22 protein-coding genes and 1 pseudogene are annotated in these 22,481 nt (G+C 73.6%); 9 read left to right on the top strand and 14 right to left on the bottom strand.

Features of this window, described 5'->3' with window-relative positions:
- The first annotated feature begins 107 nt into the window (after positions 1 to 107).
- On the top strand, positions 108 to 1,559 hold the full coding sequence (hemG, locus tag AMK29_RS25810) for a protoporphyrinogen oxidase (protein WP_073817483.1): 1,452 nt from the start codon (positions 108 to 110) through the stop codon (positions 1,557 to 1,559).
- Positions 1,560 to 1,576: 17 nt separating this feature from the next.
- Entirely contained in the window at positions 1,577 to 2,290 is a 714-nt protein-coding gene (gene hemQ / locus AMK29_RS25805; protein WP_073817481.1) for a hydrogen peroxide-dependent heme synthase, read from the top strand.
- Positions 2,291 to 2,445: 155 nt separating this feature from the next.
- On the opposite strand, the gene AMK29_RS25800 is transcribed toward hemQ, so the two are convergent.
- From AMK29_RS25800 to AMK29_RS25790, 3 genes are all read right to left on the bottom strand, one after another.
- Positions 2,446 to 3,507 carry a TIGR04222 domain-containing membrane protein gene (locus AMK29_RS25800; RefSeq protein WP_073817479.1) on the bottom strand — a complete coding sequence of 354 codons (1,062 nt, stop codon included), beginning with the start codon at positions 3,505 to 3,507 and terminating at the stop codon, positions 2,446 to 2,448.
- Between the two features lie 7 nt (positions 3,508 to 3,514).
- Positions 3,515 to 4,981 (bottom strand): DUF692 domain-containing protein, encoded by a 1,467-nt coding sequence (locus AMK29_RS25795; protein ID WP_073817477.1) that lies wholly within the window; start codon positions 4,979 to 4,981, stop codon positions 3,515 to 3,517.
- 82 nt (positions 4,982 to 5,063) lie between these two features.
- A complete protein-coding gene (locus AMK29_RS25790; protein ID WP_073817475.1) occupies positions 5,064 to 5,759 on the bottom strand; it encodes an aminoacyl-tRNA hydrolase in 696 nt (231 codons plus the stop codon).
- A 129-nt stretch (positions 5,760 to 5,888) separates the two neighbouring features.
- Here AMK29_RS25790 and AMK29_RS37830 point away from each other — a divergent pair.
- The 3 genes and pseudogenes from AMK29_RS37830 to AMK29_RS25775 form a co-directional block, all read left to right on the top strand.
- Positions 5,889 to 6,692 (top strand): annotated as a pseudogene (locus AMK29_RS37830) (ABC transporter ATP-binding protein); the annotation flags it as partial.
- A 323-nt stretch (positions 6,693 to 7,015) separates the two neighbouring features.
- Positions 7,016 to 7,666: an ABC transporter gene (locus AMK29_RS25780; RefSeq protein WP_073817472.1), complete on the top strand. Its 651-nt coding sequence runs from the start codon at positions 7,016 to 7,018 to the stop codon at positions 7,664 to 7,666.
- A gap of 14 nt (positions 7,667 to 7,680) precedes the next feature.
- The gene (locus tag AMK29_RS25775) at positions 7,681 to 7,866 is read left to right on the top strand and encodes a hypothetical protein (RefSeq protein ID WP_073817470.1); all 186 of its coding nucleotides are present in this window, start codon (positions 7,681 to 7,683) and stop codon (positions 7,864 to 7,866) included.
- 6 nt (positions 7,867 to 7,872) lie between these two features.
- Here AMK29_RS25775 and AMK29_RS25770 read toward each other — a convergent pair whose 3' ends face one another.
- From AMK29_RS25770 to zapE, 5 genes are all read right to left on the bottom strand, one after another.
- Positions 7,873 to 8,712: a polysaccharide deacetylase family protein gene (locus AMK29_RS25770; RefSeq protein ID WP_073817467.1), complete on the bottom strand. Its 840-nt coding sequence runs from the start codon at positions 8,710 to 8,712 to the stop codon at positions 7,873 to 7,875.
- A 78-nt stretch (positions 8,713 to 8,790) separates the two neighbouring features.
- Entirely contained in the window at positions 8,791 to 9,672 is an 882-nt protein-coding gene (locus AMK29_RS25765; protein ID WP_073817466.1) for a PPK2 family polyphosphate kinase, read from the bottom strand.
- A 101-nt stretch (positions 9,673 to 9,773) separates the two neighbouring features.
- A complete protein-coding gene (locus tag AMK29_RS25760) occupies positions 9,774 to 11,135 on the bottom strand; it encodes an alkaline phosphatase PhoX (protein ID WP_073817463.1) in 1,362 nt (453 codons plus the stop codon).
- A 136-nt stretch (positions 11,136 to 11,271) separates the two neighbouring features.
- Positions 11,272 to 11,697, bottom strand: a complete 426-nt coding sequence (locus AMK29_RS25755) for an OsmC family protein (protein WP_073817460.1) — start codon at positions 11,695 to 11,697, stop codon at positions 11,272 to 11,274.
- Positions 11,698 to 11,730: 33 nt separating this feature from the next.
- Entirely contained in the window at positions 11,731 to 12,816 is a 1,086-nt protein-coding gene (gene zapE / locus AMK29_RS25750; RefSeq protein WP_073817458.1) for a cell division protein ZapE, read from the bottom strand.
- A gap of 36 nt (positions 12,817 to 12,852) precedes the next feature.
- Here zapE and AMK29_RS25745 point away from each other — a divergent pair, with 36 nt between their 5' ends.
- From AMK29_RS25745 to msrB, 4 genes are all read left to right on the top strand, one after another.
- Positions 12,853 to 13,644 (top strand): pyrimidine reductase family protein, encoded by a 792-nt coding sequence (locus tag AMK29_RS25745; RefSeq protein ID WP_073817456.1) that lies wholly within the window; start codon positions 12,853 to 12,855, stop codon positions 13,642 to 13,644.
- A 106-nt stretch (positions 13,645 to 13,750) separates the two neighbouring features.
- Positions 13,751 to 14,233 carry an indole-3-glycerol phosphate synthase gene (locus tag AMK29_RS25740; RefSeq protein WP_073817453.1) on the top strand — a complete coding sequence of 161 codons (483 nt, stop codon included), beginning with the start codon at positions 13,751 to 13,753 and terminating at the stop codon, positions 14,231 to 14,233.
- Between the two features lie 163 nt (positions 14,234 to 14,396).
- Positions 14,397 to 15,788 carry a UDP-N-acetylmuramate--L-alanine ligase gene (gene murC, locus AMK29_RS25735; RefSeq protein ID WP_073817876.1) on the top strand — a complete coding sequence of 464 codons (1,392 nt, stop codon included), beginning with the start codon at positions 14,397 to 14,399 and terminating at the stop codon, positions 15,786 to 15,788.
- A gap of 28 nt (positions 15,789 to 15,816) precedes the next feature.
- Entirely contained in the window at positions 15,817 to 16,221 is a 405-nt protein-coding gene (gene msrB, locus AMK29_RS25730; RefSeq protein WP_073817450.1) for a peptide-methionine (R)-S-oxide reductase MsrB, read from the top strand.
- 30 nt (positions 16,222 to 16,251) lie between these two features.
- Here the strand turns inward: msrB and AMK29_RS25725 are convergent, their stop codons facing one another.
- From AMK29_RS25725 to AMK29_RS25700, 6 genes are read right to left on the bottom strand one after another with little or no spacing between them, the layout of a single operon-like run.
- Positions 16,252 to 17,295, bottom strand: coding sequence for a hypothetical protein (locus AMK29_RS25725; RefSeq protein WP_073817448.1), 1,044 nt, complete (start codon positions 17,293 to 17,295; stop codon positions 16,252 to 16,254).
- A 13-nt stretch (positions 17,296 to 17,308) separates the two neighbouring features.
- Positions 17,309 to 17,824: a hypothetical protein gene (locus tag AMK29_RS25720; RefSeq protein WP_073817446.1), complete on the bottom strand. Its 516-nt coding sequence runs from the start codon at positions 17,822 to 17,824 to the stop codon at positions 17,309 to 17,311.
- Entirely contained in the window at positions 17,821 to 18,531 is a 711-nt protein-coding gene (locus AMK29_RS25715; RefSeq protein WP_073817443.1) for a vWA domain-containing protein, read from the bottom strand. The genes AMK29_RS25720 and AMK29_RS25715 overlap by 4 nt, the downstream gene beginning before the upstream one ends.
- Before the next feature lie 14 nt (positions 18,532 to 18,545).
- On the bottom strand, positions 18,546 to 19,751 hold the full coding sequence (locus tag AMK29_RS25710) for a protein kinase domain-containing protein (protein WP_073817440.1): 1,206 nt from the start codon (positions 19,749 to 19,751) through the stop codon (positions 18,546 to 18,548).
- The gene (locus tag AMK29_RS25705; RefSeq protein ID WP_241845710.1) at positions 19,748 to 21,076 is read right to left on the bottom strand and encodes a serine/threonine protein phosphatase; all 1,329 of its coding nucleotides are present in this window, start codon (positions 21,074 to 21,076) and stop codon (positions 19,748 to 19,750) included. Before AMK29_RS25705 ends, AMK29_RS25710 begins: the two co-directional genes overlap by 4 nt.
- Positions 21,076 to 22,473, bottom strand: a complete 1,398-nt coding sequence (locus tag AMK29_RS25700) for a hypothetical protein (protein WP_073817438.1) — start codon at positions 22,471 to 22,473, stop codon at positions 21,076 to 21,078. The genes AMK29_RS25705 and AMK29_RS25700 overlap by 1 nt, the downstream gene beginning before the upstream one ends.
- Positions 22,474 to 22,481: the final 8 nt, after the last annotated feature.

The following is a 22,481-nucleotide window of genomic DNA, read 5'->3' as shown; positions in this document are numbered from 1 at the left end:
CTGATTCGACGTACGCGCCCCCGGAACGGGTTTCCCCCGGCCGGTAGCGATGCGGTCACGGTCCGGCCTCGGAACGGGAGCGGCGGGCGATTTGAGAGAGTGGTCCCATGAACGCGGACACCACGGGACCCCATGTCGTCGTCGCCGGAGGCGGTATCACCGGGCTCGCGGCCGCCCACCGGCTGGCCCTCGCCGGCCACCGGGTGACCCTGCTCGAAGCGGGGCCCCGGCTCGGCGGCAAGCTCCTCGCCGGGGAGATCGCGGGGGCGCCCGTGGACCTCGGCGCCGAGTCGCTGCTCGCCCGCCGCCCCGAGGCGGTCGCCCTCGCCCGCGCCGTCGGCCTCGGCGACCGGCTCCAGGCACCCGCCACCACCACCGCGTCCGTCTGGTCGCGCGGCGAGCTCGTCCCCATGCCCAAGGGCCACGTCATGGGCGTCCCCGGCGACGCCCACGCCGTCGAAGGGCTCCTCTCCGAGGAGGGCGTGCGCCGCATCGCCCTCGACGGCGAGCAGCCCCCGACCGAGATCGGCGAGGACATCGCCATCGGCGCGTACGTCGCCGACCGCATGGGCCACGAGGTCGTCGACCGGCTCGTGGAACCCCTCCTCGGCGGCGTGTACGCCGGTGACGCCTACCGCATCTCGATGCGGGCCGCCGTCCCCGCCCTCTTCGAGGCCGCCCGGAAGCACCCCACGCTCACCGCCGCCGTCCGCGCCGTCCAGCAGGCCGGCGCCGCCGTCCCCGCCGACGCGGCGGGCGCGGCCACCGGCCTCGGCGGCTCCGTCTTCCTCGGCGTCGACGGCGGTGTCGGCACCCTGCCCGCCGCGGTCGCCGACGCGATCCGCGCCGCGGGCGGCGAGATCCTCACCGACGCCCCCGTGACCGCACTGCGCCGCACCGGCCCCACCGGCTGGCAGGTCGTCAGCGGCGACCGGGTCCTCGCCGCGGACGCCGTCGTCGTCGCCACCCCCGCCGGGCCGGCCGCCGCGCTCCTCGCCGCGCACGCGCCCGCGGCGGCCGCCGAGCTCGACGCCGTCGCGTACGCCTCCATGGCCCTGGTCACCCTCGCCTTCCGCCGCTCCGACATGCCCGCCCTGGCCGGCTCCGGCTTCCTCGTGCCGCCCGTCGACGGCCACACGATCAAGGCCTCCACCTTCTCCTCGCAGAAGTGGCGGTGGGTCACCGACGGCGCCCCCGACCTGTTCGTGCTGCGCACCTCCGTCGGCCGGCACGGCGAGGAGGACCAGGTCCACCGTGAGGACGCCGACCTCGTCGCCGCCTCCCTCAAGGACCTCGCCGCCGCCACCGGGCTCACCGCCCGCCCCGTCGCCACCACGGTCACCCGCTGGCTCGGCGGCCTGCCCCAGTACCCCGTCGGCCACCTCGCGCGCGTCGCCCGGGTCCGCGAGGCCGTCGCCGCGCTCCCCGGACTGCGGATCGCCGGCGCCGCGTACGACGGCGTCGGTGTCCCCGCCTGCATCGCCTCGGCCCACCGGGCCGCCGACGAGATCATCGCCACGTCGAAAAGGGCCGACCCCGGTGCGGGGCACTCCCGGTGACGGGCGAGAATAGGCGTATGAGTGCGCCCGAAAAGATCCCGAACGCCGGTAAGAAGGCGAAGGACCTCAACGAGGTCATCCGCTACACCCTGTGGTCCGTCTTCAAGCTGCGCGACGTCCTGCCCGAGGACCGCGGCGGTTACGCCGACGAGGTCCAGGAGCTGTTCGACCAGCTCGCGGCCAAGGACATCACCGTCCGCGGCACGTACGACCTGTCCGGTCTGCGCGCCGACGCCGACGTCATGATCTGGTGGCACGCCGAGACGAGCGACGAGCTCCAGGAGGCGTACAACCTCTTCCGCCGCACCCGCCTGGGCCGCGCCCTGGAGCCGGTCTGGTCGAACATGGCGCTGCACCGCCCCGCCGAGTTCAACAAGTCGCACATCCCGGCCTTCCTGGCCGACGAGAACCCCCGCGACTACGTCTCGGTCTACCCCTTCGTGCGCTCCTACGACTGGTACCTGCTGCCGGACGAGGACCGCCGCCGGATGCTCGCCGACCACGGCAAGATGGCCCGTGGCTTCCCGGACGTCCGCGCCAACACGGTCGCCTCCTTCTCGCTCGGCGACTACGAGTGGCTCCTCGCCTTCGAGGCCGACGAGCTGCACCGCATCGTGGACCTCATGCGTCACCTGCGCGCCTCCGAGGCGCGGATGCACGTCCGCGAGGAGGTCCCGTTCTACACCGGTCGCCGCAAGAGCGTCGCCGACCTGGTGGCGGGCCTGGCCTGACGGCCGTACGAACCTGGTGGCGGCCCGGCTCCCGGCCGGGTGCGCCACCCCTCGACCCGGAAGATCAGACGGCAGGCGGGAACGCCTGCCGGTCCAGCGACACCGGGTCCGGCTCCGGGTGCGGCGCGCGTGAAGCGCGCCGCACCGGCGTCATCTCAGGAGCTGCTGGAGCTGGAGCACGAGCTGCCGGAACTGGAGCTGGAGCACGAACTCCCGCCGGAACTGGAGCTGGAGCACGAGCTGCCTCCGCCTCCGCCTCCGCAACTGGAGCCTCCGCCTCCCCAGCCGGAGCCCCCTCCGGAGCAGGAGACCCCGCCCGAACAGGAACCCGCGGAGCACGACCCGGACCCGCCGGATCCGCTCCCGCCTCCGCCGCAGGAACTGCTCCCCGCGCACCACACGGCCGCCGCTCCGGAGTCGTCCGCCGCGTCCCAGGTCGTGACGGCGGGCGCCGTACGGCGTCCACCGCGCCTGACCGGCCCGTAGAACCGTGCGGCGGCGAGGAGTTGCTCCCGCAGCACCGGATCCGGCAGCGCCCGCAGCCCGTGCCGGGCCACCAGATGCCCCGCGTCCGTGAGATGCCCGTACGTCCGCCCGTACCCGAAGAGCGCGTTGCGCCCGGCCGCGGTGACCTGCCCGGACGAGAGCGCCCCGCAGACGATGGCCGTGACCCCGCAGGCCAGCAGCGCCGGCAGCACCGCGAAGACGAACGGCACCGAGCTCCCGCTGGTCGAGGCGAGGTCCACGACCGTCAGGACGACCGACACCGGGAACAGGACGAAGGCCGTGAAGCCGAGACCGGCACACCACCAGGCCGTGGTCCGCCGGGTCGCGGGGGAGACGACGAGCCCCCGCGCCGCGAGTCCGTCGCCCACCTCCTGGACGGCCGGGTGCCGCATCACGGCGAGCCGCAGGTGGTGCAGCGCCCCGTGCGGGGCGGCGGCGTGCGCCTCGAACACGGCGCGCTCCACCGGGTCGTGGGCGACCGGCCGGACCACGCCCACGATCCCCGGCCCGCCGACCGCGATCCTGCCGTCCCAGTGCAGTCCGGCGAGGGCGCTGTCGACGACCCTGGCCGGGCCGCCGTTGAGGAACGCGACCTCGTACCGGTCGTGGACGGGCCCGCCGGGTCCGCCCCGCATCCGGACGACCCGGGTGACGACCAGCGTGATGCCGACGGCGGCGGCGAGGTAGAAGAGGGCGATCAGGGCGCTCATGGGCACCTCACCTTCCGGCCAGTGCGTGACGGGCGGCTCGTACGAGCCGGGTGGCGCGGCCCGGAGGGCGGCTGCCGGAACGGTCCTGCCACCACCGGGTCAGCCGGCGCCGGGCCACCGGATCCTCCGGCCGCCCGGCCACCAGCAGGTGTTCGGCGAAGTCGAGCGCGTCCCGGCGGTAGCCGCCGGTCATGGGGCGCGACCTGGCGTAGGCGAGGAACGCCGGCCGGAAGGCCCCACCCAGGATCTCCGGCAGCTCCGGCGCGACCTTCGCGACCACGTCGGCCCGCTTCGCCGCCAGCGCCCGGCTCTGCACGCCGAGCCGCCGGCTGTCGAACCCCTCGGGCACGGGTGTCCCGGCCACCAGCGCGGAGAGGAGCGAGGCCTGGGCGAGGCCGAGACGCTGGCGGGCGGCGTCGGTGTCGCGCCCCCCGTCGAGACCGTCGCCGCCGAGACCGTCACCGTCCACAGCGCCGGCATCGGCCGCGCCCGGCATCGCACCCCCCGAGACCCGGGCCCCGGCACCGATGAGGAGCGGCTGCGCCGCGGAGGCGACCAGGGGTGCGGGCGCCGGATGGGGCGCGCCGTGCAGATGGGCCGCGCCCACCCTCTCCGGGACGTCGTCCCGGGGGACCCCCGTCGCCCCTGCGGAACGCATGCCCACCGCGGTGGCGATGACCTCCAGCTCACCCGCCAGCTCCGCCGCGGGCGGAAAGTCGTCGTCCCGTTCCAGGAGCACCCCCGGCGGCGACACCCGCGACGCGAGCTCCGCGAGCACGTCGAGCACCGCCTCCGGCACGGGGTGCGCGTGCGTGTCGTGCCAGACCCCGTCCCGCTCGACACCCCCCGCCACGTGCACGTACGCGATGGCCTCGACCGGCAGTTCCGACAGCGCCCGCGCCGGGTCCTCGCCCCGGTTGACGTGGTTGGTGTGCAGGTTGGCGACGTCGACGAGGAGCCGGACCCCGGTGCGCTCCACCAGCTCCGCCAGGAACCGCCCCTCCGACATCTCCTCGCCCGGCCAGGAGAGGAGCGCCGCGATGTTCTCCAGGGCGAGCGGCACGGGCAGCGCGTCCTGCGCGATCCGCACGTTCTCGACGAGCACGTCGAGGGCGTCCCGGGTCCGGGGCACCGGAAGCAGATGGCCCGCTTCGAGCAGCGGGGTCGCGGTCAGCGGCCCCCCGGCCCGTACGAACGCGATGTGTTCCGTGACCAGCGGCGCCCCGAGCGCCACCGCCTTCTCCCCGAGCGCGGCGAGCCGCGCCGGGTCGGGCCGGTCCGCGCCGCCGAGCCCCAGCGAGACGCCGTGCGGGACGACCGTCACGCCGCGCTCGCGCAGCCGGGTCAGCGAGTCGGGCAGATGGCCCACGCAGATGTTCTCCGCGACGACCTCCACCCAGTCGACGCCGGACAGTCCCTCCACCGCCTCCGCGATCTCGGGACGCCAGCCGATGCCGATGCCGAGTTCCGTCATGTCCCCCTCCTTCGGTCCTCAGTCACCCACGTGATGGCCCTCGCGGGAACGTTCGAACCCCAGGAGGGGGACGTTCAGAGCTTCATTTGAGGTTGCGACGCGGCCGGGGGAACGCCGACACCACCGTGCACGAGCCCGGGGCGATCTCCGTGAACCCCGCGTCCCGCACCACCGGCAGACCGCTCGACGTCAGACCGGCCCAGTCCCCGGCCGCCGCCGTCCGGACCGCGAGCGGGAACCCGGCCTCCCGCCAGGCCTCGCGCTCGTCCTCCGTCATCGCCCACCACAGCAGCTGCGCCCCGTGTCCGGCCTGCGCCATCGCCTTGCCCGCCGACATCCCGAGGCCGGGGTTGAACCACAGCACCGCCGCCCCCTCCGGGACGGGGCCGGGCGCGGCCGGGTCGTCGAGCTCCGTGCCCGAGACCTGGAGCCGGGCCAGGTCCTTGGGCCAGCCGTCGAGCGGGACCGGCGGGAAGACCCGTACCTCCGCCTCCTCGCCGGTGACCGTGATCCCCGGCAGCGCGTCCGCCCGCCGCCACTCGGCGCCGCGCGCCCGCCGCACCACCTTGCGGATCCTTGCGTCCTGCCAGTCGGTCATGACCTGGGCCCACTCCCCGTCGCCCAGGGAACGGGCGTCGGTGAGGATCTCCAGGACGGCGCGCGCGGCGGTCTCCAGGGCGTCGGTACGGGACGGGGGCGCCTCCCGCTCCATCCGGACGACCAGGGGGAGGACGAACTGGGGCTTCTCATCGCGGAGATCGGTGTCGTTGCTGCTCACCCGCCAAGTCTGCCATCGCGGTGACGAGCCGTTCTTGTGGTGATCGTCCCTTCCGGGCCAGGATGCCCCCATGAAGAGCTTGGTGATCGTCCGCCCCGGCGAGGCCACCCCGCGGAAGAACGCGGCCGGTTGAGGCTGGAGCGGGTCGGGCGCCGGCACGGACTCCGGGGGCCGTGGGTGCTGCGTGAGGTCGACCTCCACCTGCCCGCCGGGACGCTCGTCCGGATCGTCGGCACCAACGGCACCGGCAAGTCCACGCTCCTGCGGCTCGTCGCCGGGGTCGACGCGCCCGGCGAGGGCCGGGTCACGGGCCGTCCGGCCCGTACCGCGTACGTCCCCGAACGCTTCCCGGCGGCCCTGCCGTTCACGGCCGCCGACTACCTGGTCCACCTGGCCCGGATCCAGGGCCTCGGCCGGGCGGCGGCGCGGGCCGCGGCGGGGGAGTGGCTGGAGCGCCTCGGAGCGGCCGAGCACGCCGGCACGGACATGGCGCGGCTCTCCAAGGGCAGCAGCCAGAAGATCGCCGTGGCGCAGGCGCTCCTCGCCGATCCGGCCCTGCTCGTCCTCGACGAGGCCTGGACGGGCCTCGACACGGGCGCGCGTGCGGAGCTGGACGCGGCCGTCCGCGAGCGGCGTTCGGCGGGCGCGACGGTCGTCTTCGTCGACCACGACCCCCGCAGGCTCGCGGGCGAGGCGGACGCGGTGTACGCGGTGGAGTCGGGCCGCGTACGCGAGACGCGACAGCCGGACCGGCCCCCCACGGGGCCGCACGGGACGGCGGTGCCGGGTGACCGGCACGGAACGACCGCCCCCGGACATCCGGCCCCCGCCCCCGGGCGCCTCACCCCCGCGCCCGGCCACGGGACCCCCGCACACCCGGCCCCCGCGCCCGGCCACGGAACGGCCTCCCCCGGGCGCCTCACCCCCGCGCCCGGCCGCGGGACCCCCGGACACCCGGCCCCCGCGCCCGGCCACGGAACGGCCTCCCCCGGGCACCTCACCGCCGCGCCCGGCCACGGAACGGCCGCCCCCGGGCGTCCCGCCCCCGGATCGGGCTCCCTCGTGCGGATCGCCGTCTCCGGTGGGGCGGGGCCGCTTCCCCGGCGGCTGCCCGGTGATCCCGTCGTCTCCGTGCCGGAGCCCGGTGACACCACCACCGTCCTCACCGTGGACGCCGCCCATTCCGACGCCCTGCTCGGGGCGCTCCTCGCGGCGTCCTGGCACATCCACCACCTCACCACCGAAGGCGTACGGGTATGACGGCGCTCCTGCGCTACCAGACCGGTCTGTTGCTCCGCTCGCAGCGCTGGCTCGCGCCGTTCCTCCTGTACGCGGCCTTCGTCGGCGTCGGCGTGGACCCGGGCGAGCCGGTGCTCGGCGCTCTCGGGTTCGCGGCCGCCGCTCTCCTTCCGGTGACCGCCTGGTCCGTGCGGATCTGTCTGACGCAGGAGCCGCCCGCGGCCCGGAGCGTGGTCGCGGCGGCGGCCGGCCGGGACCGCGCGCATCTCGCGGCGCTCCTCACCGGGACCGCCCTGCCCGCGCTGGTCGGCGCGGTCGCCGTGCTCGCGGTGACGGCGCTGTGCAACCGGCGCGGCATCACGGCGCTCGCCGCCACGACCACGGGTCTCCTCGCGACCCTGGCCTGCGCCCTGACGGGCGCCGCCGTCGGCGCCCTGAGCTCCCGGCCCTTCGTCCCCGCCGCCGGCTGGTCGCTCGCGGCCCTCGTCCTCGGCTCGCTGCTCGCCCTGGTGACCACCGGCTCCCCGGCGAAGCACGCGATGACGGCCCTGATCAGCGGCTCCCGCACGGCCACCGCGGACCCGCCGTGGCTGGCGTGCGCCGGTGCCGTGCTCCTGGCCGCCGCCGCTGCCGCCCTCGCCTGCCGGGCCACCGCACGGCTGGAGTGAGTACGCTCGAAGACATGAGCGAATCCACGTCGTCCTGCGCGCCCGAGCCCGGCCCGAGGCCCGAACCGGCGGCGGAGGGACCGTTCGCCGCGTGCGTGCTGTGCCAGGAGCCGACCGAGTACGCCGAGTCGACGAAGGGCATCACGCTGTGCCCCGTGTGTGAATGGCGGGAGGCCGAGCGCACGGCCTGCTCCGGCTGAGCCCCGTCAGCGGCTCATGAGCTCGGAGACCTTCACGAAGCGGTAGCCGCGGGCCCGGAGCTCCGGGACGATCCGGCGGATCGCCCGCTCGGTGACGGGCGCGGCGCTGCGCGTGCAGTGCAGGACGACCAGGGAGCCGGGTCGTACCCCGTCCAGGACCTGTTCGGCGACGGCGTCCGCGTCCTTCGCGAAGGCGTCCCCGCTGACCACGTCCCACTGGACCGCCGTCACCCCGGCGGGCGCGAGGGCGCGCAGGGCCGCGTCGTCGTAGCAGCCGCCGGGGAAGCGGAAGTACGGGACGACGTTGAGGGCCCCGGCGTCGCGGAAGGCGTCGAAGGCCCGCTGGACGTCGGCCGTCATGTCGGGGCCCGGGACGGTCGGGAGCCCGTAGCAGGGGGTCGCGAAGGCGTAGTGGCTGTAGGAGTGGTTGGCGATCTCGAAGCGCGGGTCGCCGCCGATGGACCGGGCCTGCTCGGGGTACTCCTCCGCCCAGCGGCCGGTCATGAAGACGGTCGCGTCCACCTTGAGCCGGCGCAGGGTCGCGATGAGTTCGGGATTGTCGAAGCGTTCGCCGCGCGCGGCCCGTGGCCCCTGGTCGGCCGTCATGTCGGCGTCGAAGGTGAGGGCGACGACCTTCTCGGTGCCCTTCGTCCGGCGCTCGTAGACGGGGGTGAGCCCGCCGGGCCCCGGTGCCATGGTGGGCGGCGCGGCCGGGACGCGTGCGGGCTTCGGGCCGCCGACCGCGGCGCCCGCCGACGGCGCGGCCGGCCGCCCGGACAGGGTGGTCTCGGCGGTACCCCCGCCGCAACCGACGAGAACGGCGCCCAACAGACCGAGCGCCGCCATTTTTCGTACAGAAGTGTTCACGATCGGAAGTTATCCGATCAATGTGGCTCAAGCTCGCAACGTGGCAGTGCCCTCGCGTCACGTCTCCAGCAGCCGCCGCCGGCACGCGTCCACGTCGTAGTCCCCCGGCGGGTACCGCGGGTCCAGCTCCTGGAGGTGCTCCAGGAGCAGCGTGCTGATCGCCCAGTTGCGGTACCACTTGCGGTCCGCCGGGACCAGGTACCAGGGGGCCTCGTCGGAGTTGCAGCGTGCGAGCGCGATCTCGTAGGCCTCGCGGTACGCCGGCCACAGCGCGCGTTCCTCGATGTCGCCCGGGTTGAACTTCCAGTGCTTCTCGGGATTGTCCAGCCGCTCCAGGAGCCGCTCGCGCTGCTCCTCGTACGAGAGGTGCAGGAAGACCTTGACGACCGTCACGCCCTCCTCCGCGAGGGACGCCTCGAAGCGGTTGATCTGCTCGTAGCGGCGGTCCAGCTGCGCTCGCGGGACCAGCTCCCGCACGCGCGCGATGAGGACGTCCTCGTAGTGCGAGCGGTCGAAGATGCCGATCTCGCCCGGACCGGGAAGCGCCTTCGTGATCCGCCAGAGGAAGGGGTGGCTCCGTTCCTCCTGGGTCGGCTTTTTGAAGGCGTGGACACGGCAGCCGGACGGGTTGAACTGGCCGATCACATGCTTGACCGTGCCGCCCTTGCCGCTGGTGTCCATGCCCTGGAGGACCAGCAGGACGCGTCGGCGGTCGCCGGCCGTGCTCGACGCGTACAGGCGTTCCTGGAGGTCCGCCAGACGGGGCGCGAGGGCGGCGGTGGCGGCCAGGCCGGCCGTCTTGCCGGCGGGGCCGGCCGGGATCGCCGAGGGGTCGTACGCGGTGAGGTCGACCCGGTCGCCGCCGGGGACCCGCAGCACCTCCCGGAGGGCCGGCTCCGGGCGCGTCGACCGCTTGCCCGTTCCGTCGTGCTTCGGCATCCCGTTCCCCTCTCCGCCGCGTCGCCGCCCGTCTTCCCCTGATCCTGCGACGGAACCCGGCCGCCCGCGAGTGCGGACGGCCGGGCCGGAACGGGGTCAGGTCAGCACCACGGACCCGTCACGGCGAACGTCGTCCCGGGGGTGTAGCAGTTCACGTACATCGTCTGCCGGTCGGGCGAGAAGGTGACGCCCGCGAACTCCCCCCACTCCGGAGCCTCCGGGGTGCCGATGTTCCGCGCGCCCCGGGCGAGCGCGTACACCTCGCCCTTCCTGCTCACCCCGTAGACGTGCTGCGCCCCGTCGCCGTCCTCGCAGACCATCAGGCCCCCGGTCGGCGCCAGACAGATGTTGTCCGGCGACTCGCCGGGGAGCTGGATGTCGGTGCTCGGGCCGAAGACGACGACGAGCGTGAGCCGGCGCCGGTGCGGCTCGTACTTCCAGACCTGCCCGAAGTGGGTGGCGCCGGAGCCGTCCCGCTCGCGCGCGAAGGACGACACGAAGTACACGGCGTTCCCGCCCCAGTAGCAGCCCTCCAGCTTCTGCGCGTGCGTGATGCCCCTCGGCCCGAAGTCCTGGAGCCTGATGGGGGTCTCCACCGCCTGCGGATCCGGTACGGGGACCCACTCGACGCCCTCGAAGCGGGCGCCGGTCTCCTGGATCACCGACAGGTCCGCCACGCCCGGCACCCGCATGGCCTCCAGCGCGCCGCCCGCGCGCAGCGAACCGGTGCCGCCGAGCGGCCGGTGGGGGAGGAAGCGGTAGAAGAGGCCGAAGGGGTGCTGGAAGGCGTCCTCCGTCTCGTACACGATGCCGCTGGCCGGGTCGATCGCGATCGCCTCGTGCTGGAAGCGGCCCATCGCGGTGAGCGGGACGGCTCCGGTGCGGTGCGGATCGGCGCCGTCGACCTCGAAGATGAAGCCGTGGTCCTTGGCGTAGCCGTTCGTGCCGGCCTTGTCCTCGGTCTCCTCGCAGGTCAGCCAGGTACGCCAGGGGGTCGGGCCGCCCGCGCAGTTGACGGCGGTCCCGGCGATGGCGACCCGCTCGCCGAGGACGTTGTTGCGGCCGTCGAGTTCGAGGGCCGTGCAGCCGCCCTTGGCGGCAGGGTCGTACGTCAGGCCGGGGATGGTCGGGACGCCGGCGGCCGCGGTGACCCGGTTCTCGTGGTTGCGCACCAGGTGCACCCGGCCGCGGCGGCCGGCGAAGGCGGCCATGCCGTCGGGGTTGCTCGGGACGGCCCCCTCGCCGGAGCGGAGCGGGTCGCCCTGCCGGGAGAGCACCTTGTAGCGGAAGCCGGCCGGGAGGTCGAGGAGTCCGGCGGGGTCGGGGACGAGGGGGCCGTAGCCGCCCCTGCTCCCGGCGGCGGCCGCGCTGCCGGCGAAGAGTTCGGAGAGCGCGCCGGTGAAGGCGATCCCGACGGCGGAGGCGCCGGTGCGGGAGAGGATCTGACGTCGTGTCGCGGACATGAGGCAACCCACTTTTCCTGTTGGCGGACAGGTGTGTGCTGTGACGTGTGACCCGCATGTGTGTATCACGCACTGTGGTGACACGTGAACCATGCGGGCCACAACGGCCTCATGTGGCGCCGGAGCTGACGGTCGGTCAGACCAGTTCGGCGGTGAGGGTGATCGTCGTGCCCGTGAGCGCCTGGCTGACCGGGCAGTTCTTCTTGGCGTCCTCGGCGAGCGACTGGAACTGGTCCGCGTCGAGCCCCGGCACCTCGCCGCGCGTGGTCAGGTGGATGCCGGTGATGCCCTCGCCGGGCTGGAAGGTGACGTCGGCCTTGGTCTCCAGGCGGGTCGGCGCGTTGCCGGCCTTGGCCAGGATGTTGGAGAAGGCCATCGAGAAGCAGGAGGAGTGCGCGGCGGCGATCAGCTCCTCGGGGCTGGTCTTGCCGTTCGGCTCCTCCGTCCGGGCCGGCCAGGAGACGTCGTACGAGCCGAGACCGGAGGAGTCGAGGGTGACGACTCCGGAGCCCTTGAGGAGGTCGCCCTGCCAGACGGTGTGTGCGTGACGCACGGTGGCCATGTGAATCCCTTTCGATCGGGTACGGCCCCCAAGTTACTGCGCGACCAGCCCCTTCGCGTCGCGGGCGAGCGCGGTGAGCCGGGAGATCGCCCGGAAGTACTTCTTGCGGTACCCGCCGTTCAGCATCTCGTCGCTGAAGAGCCGGTCGAAGGGCAGGCCGGAGGCGAGGACGGGTATCTCGCGGTCGTACAGCCGGTCGGCCAGGACGACCAGGCGGAGCGCCGTCGACTGGTCGGGGACGGGCCGCACGTCGGTGAGGCAGACCGCGGCGAGGTCGTCGGTGAGCGCGCCGTACCGGCTGGGGTGGACCTTGGCCAGGTGTTCGAGCAGGTGCGGGAAGTCGTCGAGGGAGGCGTCGCGCGTCGCGTACGCGGTCTCCGTGACGACCTGGTCGGAGTAGGGCGCGGGGGCCTCGGGGAGACCGCGGTGGCGGTAGTCCTCGCCGTCGATCCGCAGCGGCCGGAAGTGGGCGGAGAGGCCCTGGATCTCGCGGAGGAAGTCGGCGGCGGCGAAGCGGCCCTCGCCGAGCTTGCCGGGCAGGGTGTTGGAGGTGGCGGCGAGCGCGACACCCGATTCGACGAGCTTGCCGAGCAGGCTGGAGACGAGGACGGTGTCGCCCGGGTCGTCGAGCTCGAACTCGTCGATGCAGAGGAGACGGTGCTCGCTGAGGGTCTTCACCGTCTGCTGGAAGCCGAGCGCGCCGACCAGGTTGGTCAGCTCGACGAAGGTGCCGAACGCCTTCAGCGAGGGCTCCGCGGGGGTCGCGTGCCACAGCGAGGCGAGCAGGTGGGTCTTGCCGACGCCGTACCCGCCGTCCAGGTATACCCCGCGCGGCCCGGTCGGGGCGGCCGGCTTCCTGGCGAACCAGCGGCGCTTCCCGGCACCGGAGGCGTGCGCTCCGCCCAGGCCCTCGGCGAAGGAGCTCAGGACCTTGACGGCGTCCGTCTGGCTGGGCTGGTTCGGGTCGGGGAGGTACGTGTCGAACCGTACGGAGTCGAAGCGCGGCGGCGGCACCATCTCCGCGACGAGACGGTCCGCGGGGACGTGGGGCTCTCGGGAGCAGAGCGAGAGCGGGGCCGCGGAGGCGGAAGCGGCTTCGGTGAGGGCACGGGTCGACACAGTTCCCCACTGTAAGCGCCATGTCAGACTGCGAGGATGCGACGACTGTTCCCTGTGACGGACATGACAGCCCGGGAGACCGCCGCCGAGGGGGCCGGCGAGGCCCGCGAGTGGTCCCTCGACGAGCTCGCCGACGCCTACGTCTATCCCGAGCTCCCCGCCGGGGGCTCGTGGCTGCGGGCCAACATGGTGTCCTCGCTCGACGGGGCGGGGCAGCACGACGGGCGTTCCCAGCCGCTCTCCTCCGAGACCGACATGCGGATCTTCGGCACCCTGCGGGCTCTCGCCGACGTCGTCGTCGTGGGTGCGGAAACGGTACGCCTGGAGGGTTACCGCCCGGCACGCGCGCGTGAGGCCTTCGCGGCCCGGCGCGCGGACGCGGGGCAGGGGCCGGCGCCCGTGATCGCCGTGGTCAGCGCCTCCCTGAACCTGGACTTCTCGCTTCCGCTCTTCACCGCGCCGCTGGTGCCGACCCTGGTCCTCACCGGGGCCGCGGCCCCGGCCGACCGGGTCGCGGCCGCCCGCGCGGCCGGCGCCGAGGTGCTGGTGGCGGGCGACGGGGCGGGGGTGGAGCCGGTCCGTGCCAGGGCGGTGCTCGCGGAGCGGGGACTCAGGCGCCAGCTGACCGAGGGCGGGCCCAGGCTGCTGGGGCAGTTCGTGGCGGCGGACGCACTCGACGAGCTGTGCCTGACGGTCTCGCCGACGATGACGGCGGGGAGCGCCCAGAGGATCGCCGGGGGCCCCTCGGTGGCCGTCCCGACACGCTTCGCCGTGGCATCGGTGCTGGAGCGGGACGGCTTCCTCTTCACCCGATACCGTCGGATCTGACAATCGGCGGAATTTGTCGTTCCGCTTACCGTCCGCTGGGCACACTTACTGTCGCAGACCCCGTGCGGGCACGGGGAAGGATGGTTTCCGCAGAAGGGCTCCAGAGGTGTTCACAAGCGTTCTGATGATCGAGAAGCCCCTCACGTCCGTCGACGTGGAGTTCGTCACCACGCTGCACGGCGACGAGGGCATGTCCTTCATCGTTCTGATGCAGCCGCGTGGTGACCAGGCCGACGTACTGCTGCGTGCCATCGACGACGTCGCCATGGGCGAACTGAAGGAAGCCGCCCGCGAGGGCGACGAGCCGGAGGGCAAGGAGGCCAGGGTCCCCGCCGAGCTGGCCCTGGAGCACTCGCTCCGGGCCCTGAGAGACGCCGGCTGCGAAGCGGTCGGCCAGGTCGTCGAGGACCACCCGCTCGACAAGATGAAGGCGGTGGTCGACGAGTCGAAGGCGGACGAGGTGATCGTCCTCACCGCCCCGCACTACGTGGAGGAGTTCTTCCACCGGGACTGGGCCTCCAGGGCCCGCCACAAGGTGGGGGTCCCCGTGCTCAAGCTCTTCGCCCACAGCGAGCAGCCGGACGAGTAGCCACCCCGCCCGGGTCCACGCCCCGCGCAGGGGCGCGGACCCGGGGCCACCCGGCGGAAGCCACTAGGCTGGGGGCTTCCACGCAACGACGCACAACGACGCACAACGCCACATGACGACCCACGACGACGTGCGCAGCAACGCACCCAGGGGAGAGATCCGCATGGCACCCGCCATCCCTGCCGCCATGGAACGGCCGCACTTCATCGGCATCGGCGGTGCCGGAATGTCGGGCATCGCGAAGATCCTCGCCCAGCGCGGAGCCAAGGTCGCCGGCAGCGACGCCAAGGAGTCCGCCACCGCGGAGTCCCTGCGCGCCCTGGGCGTCACCGTGCACATCGGCCACGCCGCCGAGCACCTCGCCGACGACGCCTCCGCCGTCGTCGTCTCCAGCGCCATCCGCGCCGACAACCCCGAGCTGGCCCGCGCCGCCGAGCTCGGCATCCCCGTCGTCCACCGGTCCGACGCGCTCGCCTCCCTCATGGACGGCCTGCGCGCCATCGCCGTCGCCGGCACCCACGGCAAGACGACGACCACCTCCATGCTGGCCGTCGCCCTCACCGAGCTCGGTCTCGACCCCTCGTACGCCATCGGGGGCGACCTCGCGGGCCCCGGCACCAACGCCCTGCACGGCGACGGCGAGGTCTTCGTCGCCGAGGCCGACGAGAGCGACCGCAGCTTCCAGAAGTACGACCCCGAGGTCGCGATCGTCCTCAACGTCGAGCTGGACCACCACGCGAACTACGCCTCGATGGACGAGATCTACGAGTCCTTCGAGGCCTTCACCGCCAAGATCCGCCCCAGCGGCACCCTCGTCGTCGGCGAGCACGCGGGGGCCCGTGAGCTGGCCCGCCGGGTCGCGGACCGCGAGGGCCTGAGCATCGTCACGGTCGGCGAGACCGAGGACTCCGACGCCCGCATCCTGAAGATCGTCCCGAACGGGATGAAGAGCGAGGTGACGGTCGCCCTCGACGGCGTCGAGCACACCTTCACCGTCTCCGTCCCGGGCCGCCACTACGCCCACAACGCCGCCGCGGCCCTCGCCGCCGGCGCCCGCGTCGGCATCGACCCGGCCGAGCTCGCCCAGGCCCTCACCGCCTACACCGGCGTCGGCCGCCGCCTCCAGCTCAAGGGCGAGGCCAGGGGCGTCCAGGTCATCGACTCGTACGCGCACCACCCCACCGAGATGACCGCCGACCTGGAGGCCATGCGCGGCGCCGCCGGCGCCTCCCGGCTCCTCGTCGTCTTCCAGCCCCACCTCTTCTCCCGCACCCAGGAGCTGGGCAAGGAGATGGGCGACGCGCTGGCCCTCGCCGACGCGTCCGTGGTCCTCGACATCTACCCGGCCCGCGAGGACCCGATCCCGGGCATCACCAGCGAGCTGATCATCACCGCCGCGCGGCAGGCCGGCGCCGACGTGACACCGGTCCACGACAAGAACGCGGTGCCGGAGGTCGTGGCGGGAATGGCCGGGCCCGGTGATCTCGTTCTGACGATGGGCGCGGGAGACGTCACGGACCTCGGTCCGCGGATCCTCGACCACCTGTCGAAGTAGCGGTCGCAACAGCAGAGGGAGCGAGCTCATGGCGTACGACGTCGAGAAGCCGGACGAGCAGTGGCGTGCGGAGCTGACCCCGGCGGAGTACCAGGTGCTGCGCCAGGCGGGCACCGAGCCCGCCTTCCGCGGTGAGTACACGGACACCACCACCCAGGGCGTCTACTCCTGCCGGGGCTGCGGCGCGGAGCTGTTCACGTCGAACGAGAAGTTCGCGTCGCACTGCGGCTGGCCGTCCTTCTTCGACCCGAAGGACAGCTCCGCCGTCGAGCTGATCGAGGACCGTTCCCACGGCATGCTCCGCACCGAGGTCCGCTGCTCCCGCTGCGGCTCGCACCTCGGCCACGTGTTCGAGGGCGAGGGGTACCCCACTCCCACGGACCAGCGGTACTGCATCAACTCGATCTCGCTGCGGCTGGAGCCGAAGGCGTAGCCGCAGGCACGGACGCGTCGGGCGAGGGGCTCAGCTCGGAGAGGGTTCCGGGGTGAGCTCCTCGTGCGCGATGCGGGAGCCCGACTTGTAGACGGAGACGGTGCCTCCGCTGATGACGTACCGGTACGGGCTGTTCCGCGCCTCGTACCCGTCGCTCGTCTTCTTCGCCGGCATCGAAATGCCCTTCTCGCGCCCGTCTCTGAACTCGCCGAAGTAGTACAGCTTCCCCGCCGTCGTCTTGCAGAGGGTGATCCGGTGGTCGTCCGTGCGGAACGCCTCGACCAGCGTGGCGCCCTCGCCGCTCGGCAGGGTGGACGCGACCCGCGAGGGGCAGGCGACGCCGGTCGGCCCCGTGCTCGTCGTCGGCGTCGGGTCGGCCTCGTCGAGGGAGCTGACGATCGCGGTGATCCCTCCGTTCAGGATGCCGAGCAGGACGAGACCGCCCACCACGCTGAGACAGCTGACCATGCAGCCGTTCGACTTCTTCTTCGCCGGCGGCCGGTACGGCGGGGTGTACACGGGCGGGGTGTACACGGGCGGGGTGCGCCGGGGCGGCGGCGTGGTCCGCGGCGGTGCCGGGGTGTAGCCGGTGCTGCTCGGCGGCGGGTACAGGAGGCCCGTGGCCCCGGCCCCGGTCCCGCCCGTGGTGCCGGTGCGCGGCGGGACCGGCCGCTTCGGGGTCGGCCGCTTGGGGGCCGTCTTCCTGGTGGTGCCGGGCCGGGGCGGTGTCGCCTTGGACGGTGTGGCCCTGGTCGTCGCCGGTTTCGGAGTCGCGGGTTTCGCGGTCGTCGGCTTCGGCGTCGTCTTCTTCGGGGCGGGGCCCCCGCTCGTCCTCCAGCTCTTGCCGCAGCCCGCGCAGTCGAGCCGCCGTGACGGGTTGGTGGCGCGGCAGACCGTGCACAGCCAGTCGCCGGAGGGGCGCGCGGGCGACGGGCGTTTCGCCGCCGGGCGCGACGGGGCGGGCGCCGCCGCGATCGGCTCCTTGCGCGTCGACCCGCAGATGTCGCACGGCGCCGCCCCCGCCGCGGTGTTGCTGCCGCAGTCCTTGCACTTCCACTTGGCAGAGCCCGCCACCCTGTCGTCCCTCCTAGCGTTCGCTGTTCACGAGACGCGCCATCACGTCCCGGAAGAGTTCCTCGGACCGCGGCCCGACGGGATTGACGATCCAGCCGCGCCCCTCGGGGACCCGCGCCAGCTCGGGTGCGTCCGAGGTCGTCTCGGCCACCGCTCCCGGACCCGCGTCGGCGGCCGTCTCCTGCTCGGCCCCCTTCTCGGGCTCGCCCCCGGCCTCCGCCTCTATCTCCGCGTCGGCCTGGTCCGGCACCGAGTAGTCCCTCCAGAGCACGCCCATGAAGCGCTGGGCCGGCTCCACGGCGGCGGGAGGAACGTCGACGCGGATGACGACCGACTCGGTCCCCGCGGCGACGCCGGGGAACCGGAACCGGAAGACGAGCCGGTGCCCCTCGCCCGCCTCCTTCGGACGGCGGAGCGAGGCCGAGACGCAGTCCGTCACCCCGGCCTCGAAGATGCTTCTGCCGCCCCAGACGAACTGGAGTCCGTCACGCCCCAGGGTCAGGTGGAAGCCGTCCCACTCCAGACTCACAGGCTGTTCGCGATCGTCTCGATGATCTCGTCCATCTCGAACTCCTCCAGGCCCTCGCCCGCCTTGGAGGCGAAGTGGAGGGTGAGGTCCCACTCCTCGGCGATCGGGTCGGACCAGGGGGCCTCCTCCGGCGCGAACAGCACGAGACGCTTGGCGGACTGCTCCATGACCGAGGACTGGCTGCGGGCGTAGCCCCACTGCTCGAACAGGTCGTCCATGCTGCGGGGGATGTGCCGCGGGTAGGTGGCGGCGTCGGCGCCGACCGTTCCGAGGGCGTGCGCGGACGCGTCCGTGAACATCACGATCACATGGCGCCTGCGGTCGAGTCCGGTCTCCCAGGGGGAGTTGATGGCCAGGGCGAGGGCTTCGAGGCCGGACTCCGGGTAGTCGCCGCCGCCTCCGGCCTCGATGCCGCTGACGAACCGCTCGAACTCGGAGGCCTGGGCCGGGAGGTGGAGGAAGTCGGTCTCCTCGATCGCGTCCGACGGGTCGTCGCCGAAGTCACGGAAGGCGATGACCTTCAGCCGCAGCTGGCTGATGGACTTCCCCTTCTTCGCCATCACGTCGTCGAGCCGCTGGTGGAACTGGAGGGCGCTCGACTTCACCGTGCCGAGGACGGGGTTCATGCTGCCGGTCGCGTCGATGCACAGCGCGATGTCGACGGCGTACTGCAGATTGCCCTGGTACTGCCCGCGGGAGTCGTTCATGGTGGTTCTCCTTGTCAGGGGGTGCGGCGGTCGCCGCGGCGACCGCCGAGGTTGATGCGGACGCGGGACGTGCCCGGCGCGGGGGAGGGTGCCGCCTCCGGTTCCGCAGCCGGTGCCGGTGCCGGCACCGGCTTCTCGGCCGCCGGGGGAGGAGGCGTGGGCGCGGGGGCGGCGGGCGGCGGGGTCGCGGTGGTCTCCTTCCGCCGCCCGAAGCTGGACTTGATACGGCTCGGGCGCCGCTCCCCGGACGCGGGCGGGGAGGTGGACGTGGCGGCGGACCCGGGCCGGGGCGCCGGAACCCCCGGGGCCGTCGTGCCGGGCCGGCGGTGCTGGAGCGTGCACACGGCGGGGTCGGCGAGCGTGGCCAGGAAGACGGAGACGTCCGGACGGGTACGGGGGTCGGCGGCGGTCATCCGGCGCAGCAGACCGAGCAGCTCGTCCGAGAGGCGCGGGTCGAGCCGCAGCTCCTCCCCGGCGTTCACGGCGTCGGCGGGCGAGCCGAACCTCTCGTCGTACGAGGGGAGGTGACCCACCACGTACAGATGGGTCATGAGGCCGAGCGCGAAGATGTCGACGGCGCAGGTGAGGTCCTTCGGGCCGGCCGAGCCGTCGTCCTGGAGATAGCGGCGCCACTCCGGTGCGCCGTAGACGGAGTCGCCCGAGATGTCGTCCGGCTTCGGGGGGTCCCCGGAGTCGTAGGAGTCGTCGAAGTCGATGAGCCGCGCCGAGTGGAACGCGGCCCCCTCCCGCTTCTGCACCAGCACGTTCAGCGGCTTGAGGTCCCCGTGGACGGTGCCGGTCTCGTGGAGCTGCTTGAGACTCGCGCCGAGCGTCTTGAGCAGCACCATCTTAGGCCGCGGCTCCAGGGTGTCGGGCTGGTCGAGGCTGGAGGTGTCGATCCGCTCCGTGACCTTGTAGTAGGTGCTGCCCTCGTAGAAGAAGTCGGTGGCGAGCACGAGGTTGCCCCCGCCGAGCGTGTCCGGCCGCAGCCGCTTCATGATCTTGCGGTGCCGCTGCTCGAACTCCCGGGCCACCTCACGGCGGATCCGCACGCTCGCCGAGTCGGCGGCGTCGTCGCGGGGGCGCTTGGGTTCGAGGAACTGCTTGATGAAGTACTGGACCCCGTCCTTCTCGGCGAAGGCCCAGACGCACTTGCCCCCGTTGGCGTTGGTCTTGTCGGTGACGATGCGGTAGCCCGCGATCGTGTCGCCCTTCTTCATCGGTACTCCTCGGCCGCGGACGGCAGGTAGGTCTCGTATCCGGCGCGGTACGTCTGCCAGCTCTGGTCCTGCCAGGCGCGGACGCGGGCGTGGGTCTCCCGGTCGTCCTCCTGCCCGGCGGCCCCGTCGGCGGGGCCCGGGGCGGTCCGGTCGAGGGCGGCCGGTCTGCCCCGGAGGTGGCGTCTGGTCAGCTCGGAGAACCGCTGCTCGTACGTGGCGACCAGGCTCGCGAAGTCGCCGTGCCCGAGGGCGAGCAGGGCGAGCGAGGCGTCGTCCCCCGTGTACTCCTGGACTCCGCGGCGGAGCAGATCGGCCCACTCGTACTCGTTGTCGGCCTGGCGCAGGGTGCTGAGGAGCAGGTGCTCGAAGTCGGCCGGGGTGTGCACATAGCCGAAGTAGCCGTCCGTGGCCGCGATCAGGACGCAGGGCATGTCGAACGAGGCGAGGTGCTGCGTGTCGACGGTGAACTCCCGGTCCGCGCAGATGATGTTGGTCATCGGAGGATCGCTGCGGAGCAGTTCGAGGGCGTCGCTCTCGTGGGTGTGGTCCCGGGTGAGGACCTGCAGTCCGCCGGTCGGGGTGAGCACGTACGCCCGCGAGTCGCCGGTCCACAGCGGGCGCAGCTCGACCGTGCCCCGCGGGCCGTGGACGCGGTAGTGCACTCCGGCGAGGGTGGTCGGCAGTTGCCGGCGCATGGTGCCGCCGATCTTGCTGCGCCGCTGGGGTGCCATGGAGAGGAACCAGCTCAGGTAGGTGTGCAGGTTCTCGGGGCTGTCCCTCCCCTGTGCCAGCTCGCGGAACCAGCAGTCCGTGGCGAGGCGCGCGACCCGCGACCCGACCCAGGCGCCGGTGTGCCGGAGGCCGTCCGGCCCCTCCCAGACCGGGGCAGCGCCGGCGCCTCCCAGACCGTCGAACACGGCGATCATCCCCTGGTGGGACTCCCAGTGGTGGACGACGAACGGCTCGGCGTCCTCGCCGTGACCGGCAACCTGCTCGGTCCACACGGAGAGCGCGTGCAGCCCCTTGATCTTTCCCCGTGTCGCCCAGATCGCCTGGCGCGGCAGCTCGCGGTCGGCCGGAGCCGGCTGTTCCGGCGGCGCGGGGGGCCCGTCCGCCGGCCTGGCGGCGGCCATGGGACCCGGACCGATGAACGGTACGGAGGCGGGCGGCGGTACGGCGTGCCTCAGCGGTTCCGCGGCCGGAGGCCCCGGCGGCGGGGGTGGTCCCGGCGGCGCGGGCGGTCCCGAGGACACGGGTGCGTGCGGCCACCGCTCCGGGTGGTGCGGGGGCCCGGCGTGCCGTGCCCCGTGGTCGTGATCTGCCATCAGCGCTCCCTGTCGGGTCCGGGTCGAGGAGTGTCCCGCCTGGTGGTGCCCCGCACCCTGCTCACCCGGGGCGGCGTCCCTTCCGCGGCCGGTCCGCCGGACGCCGACGAGACTCCCGGCCGGTCCGCGTCACGTTCGCGGTCCCGGTCCGCGCCCGGGTCGGGACCCGGCCGGTCCCGGTCCCGGTACGGCCCTCCGTCCCGGTACCTCTCCCGCCCCTCGCGCGGGTCCGGCAGCGGCTCGTCCTCGGGCGGACCGGCATGCCCGGAGCGCCCGGCGTACCCGGAGCGCCCGGCGTCCCGCGACACCCCGGCGTCCCGGTCCCGTCCGCCCGCGTCCGCCGCCCGTCCGGCGCGGCGGCCGGAGCCGTACCCTTCCGTGCGCCCCTCGCCGTACGCCCCCGACACCCGCCCGCCGGGACGAGTCGCGTCCCCCGCCGCCTCCTCCCGCACCACTTCGCCGCGCAGCGCCCCGCGGCGCTCGCGCCCGCTCTCGGGCGCGGGCTCAAGGGCGGGGGCCGGGTCGGAGGCCCGTGCGAGCGAGCCGCGCAGCCGGCCGCGCCGGGCGGCCCCGTCGAAGAGGCCGTCGCCCTCGCGCAGGACCTCCTCCAGGACGGTCCGTTCCAGTTCGGCCTGCTCGAACGGCTCCCGGTCCGAGTCGCCGCGCTCCAGGACCAGGCGCATGATCTCGCGCCGCACCTCGCGCTTCTCGGCCTCGTTCTTCTCGATCCAGGTGAGGGCGGCCCGGGGGCCCTCCTTCTCCATGATCTCGGCGATCAGACCGTCGAGGCCCTCCTTGCGGATCATGTCCAGGTGCCGTCCGCGCCGCATCCCGGAGAGCCGGGTCTCCCGGACGACGTCCCGGTACGCGCGGCCGCTGGTGGCGATCTCGTCCTCGTCGACGAGGAGTTCGACGTGCACGTTCCGCAGACGCACGGCGTCGTCGCCGGTGAACCCGGCCACCGTCCCGTTCAACGCCCGTTCCGCCTGGTGGAAGTCGGCGATGTCGTAGTCCCGGGCGACCTCGCGGAGCGTCTTGCGGAGGTAGTCGAAGAGCGTCGCGCTCATGTCCCGGATGCCGCGCGACACGACCTGGGCGGGGTCCGCGACCCGGCACACCAGGTCGACCCGGCTGCGGAAGGAGAAGGTGGGGTCGCGGCTGAGGAGCGGGATGTCGAGCACGAGCCGGTGCTCGGTCATGTCGACGGTGTACATCCCGCTGTACGCGCCGAAGCGCGAGGACGGTATCTCCTCACCGCTGCGGATCGTCAGGGACGGGCCGCTGTCCCTGACCAGGACCAGGGCGCGGCCGGGCCGCGGCGGCCGGACGGGACTCGTCAGCCGCCACTTGGGCAGCTCCTCGTAGGACAGCACCGGATCGTAGGTCTGTGCTTCCACCGGTTCCT

Origin of the sequence: Streptomyces sp. CB02261, from assembly GCF_001905665.1 — a bacterium.
In the GTDB taxonomy this organism is placed as follows: domain Bacteria; phylum Actinomycetota; class Actinomycetes; order Streptomycetales; family Streptomycetaceae; genus Streptomyces.
Note: the sequence above shows the minus strand (reverse complement) of the source record. Positions and strands in the feature narration are given on the sequence as shown.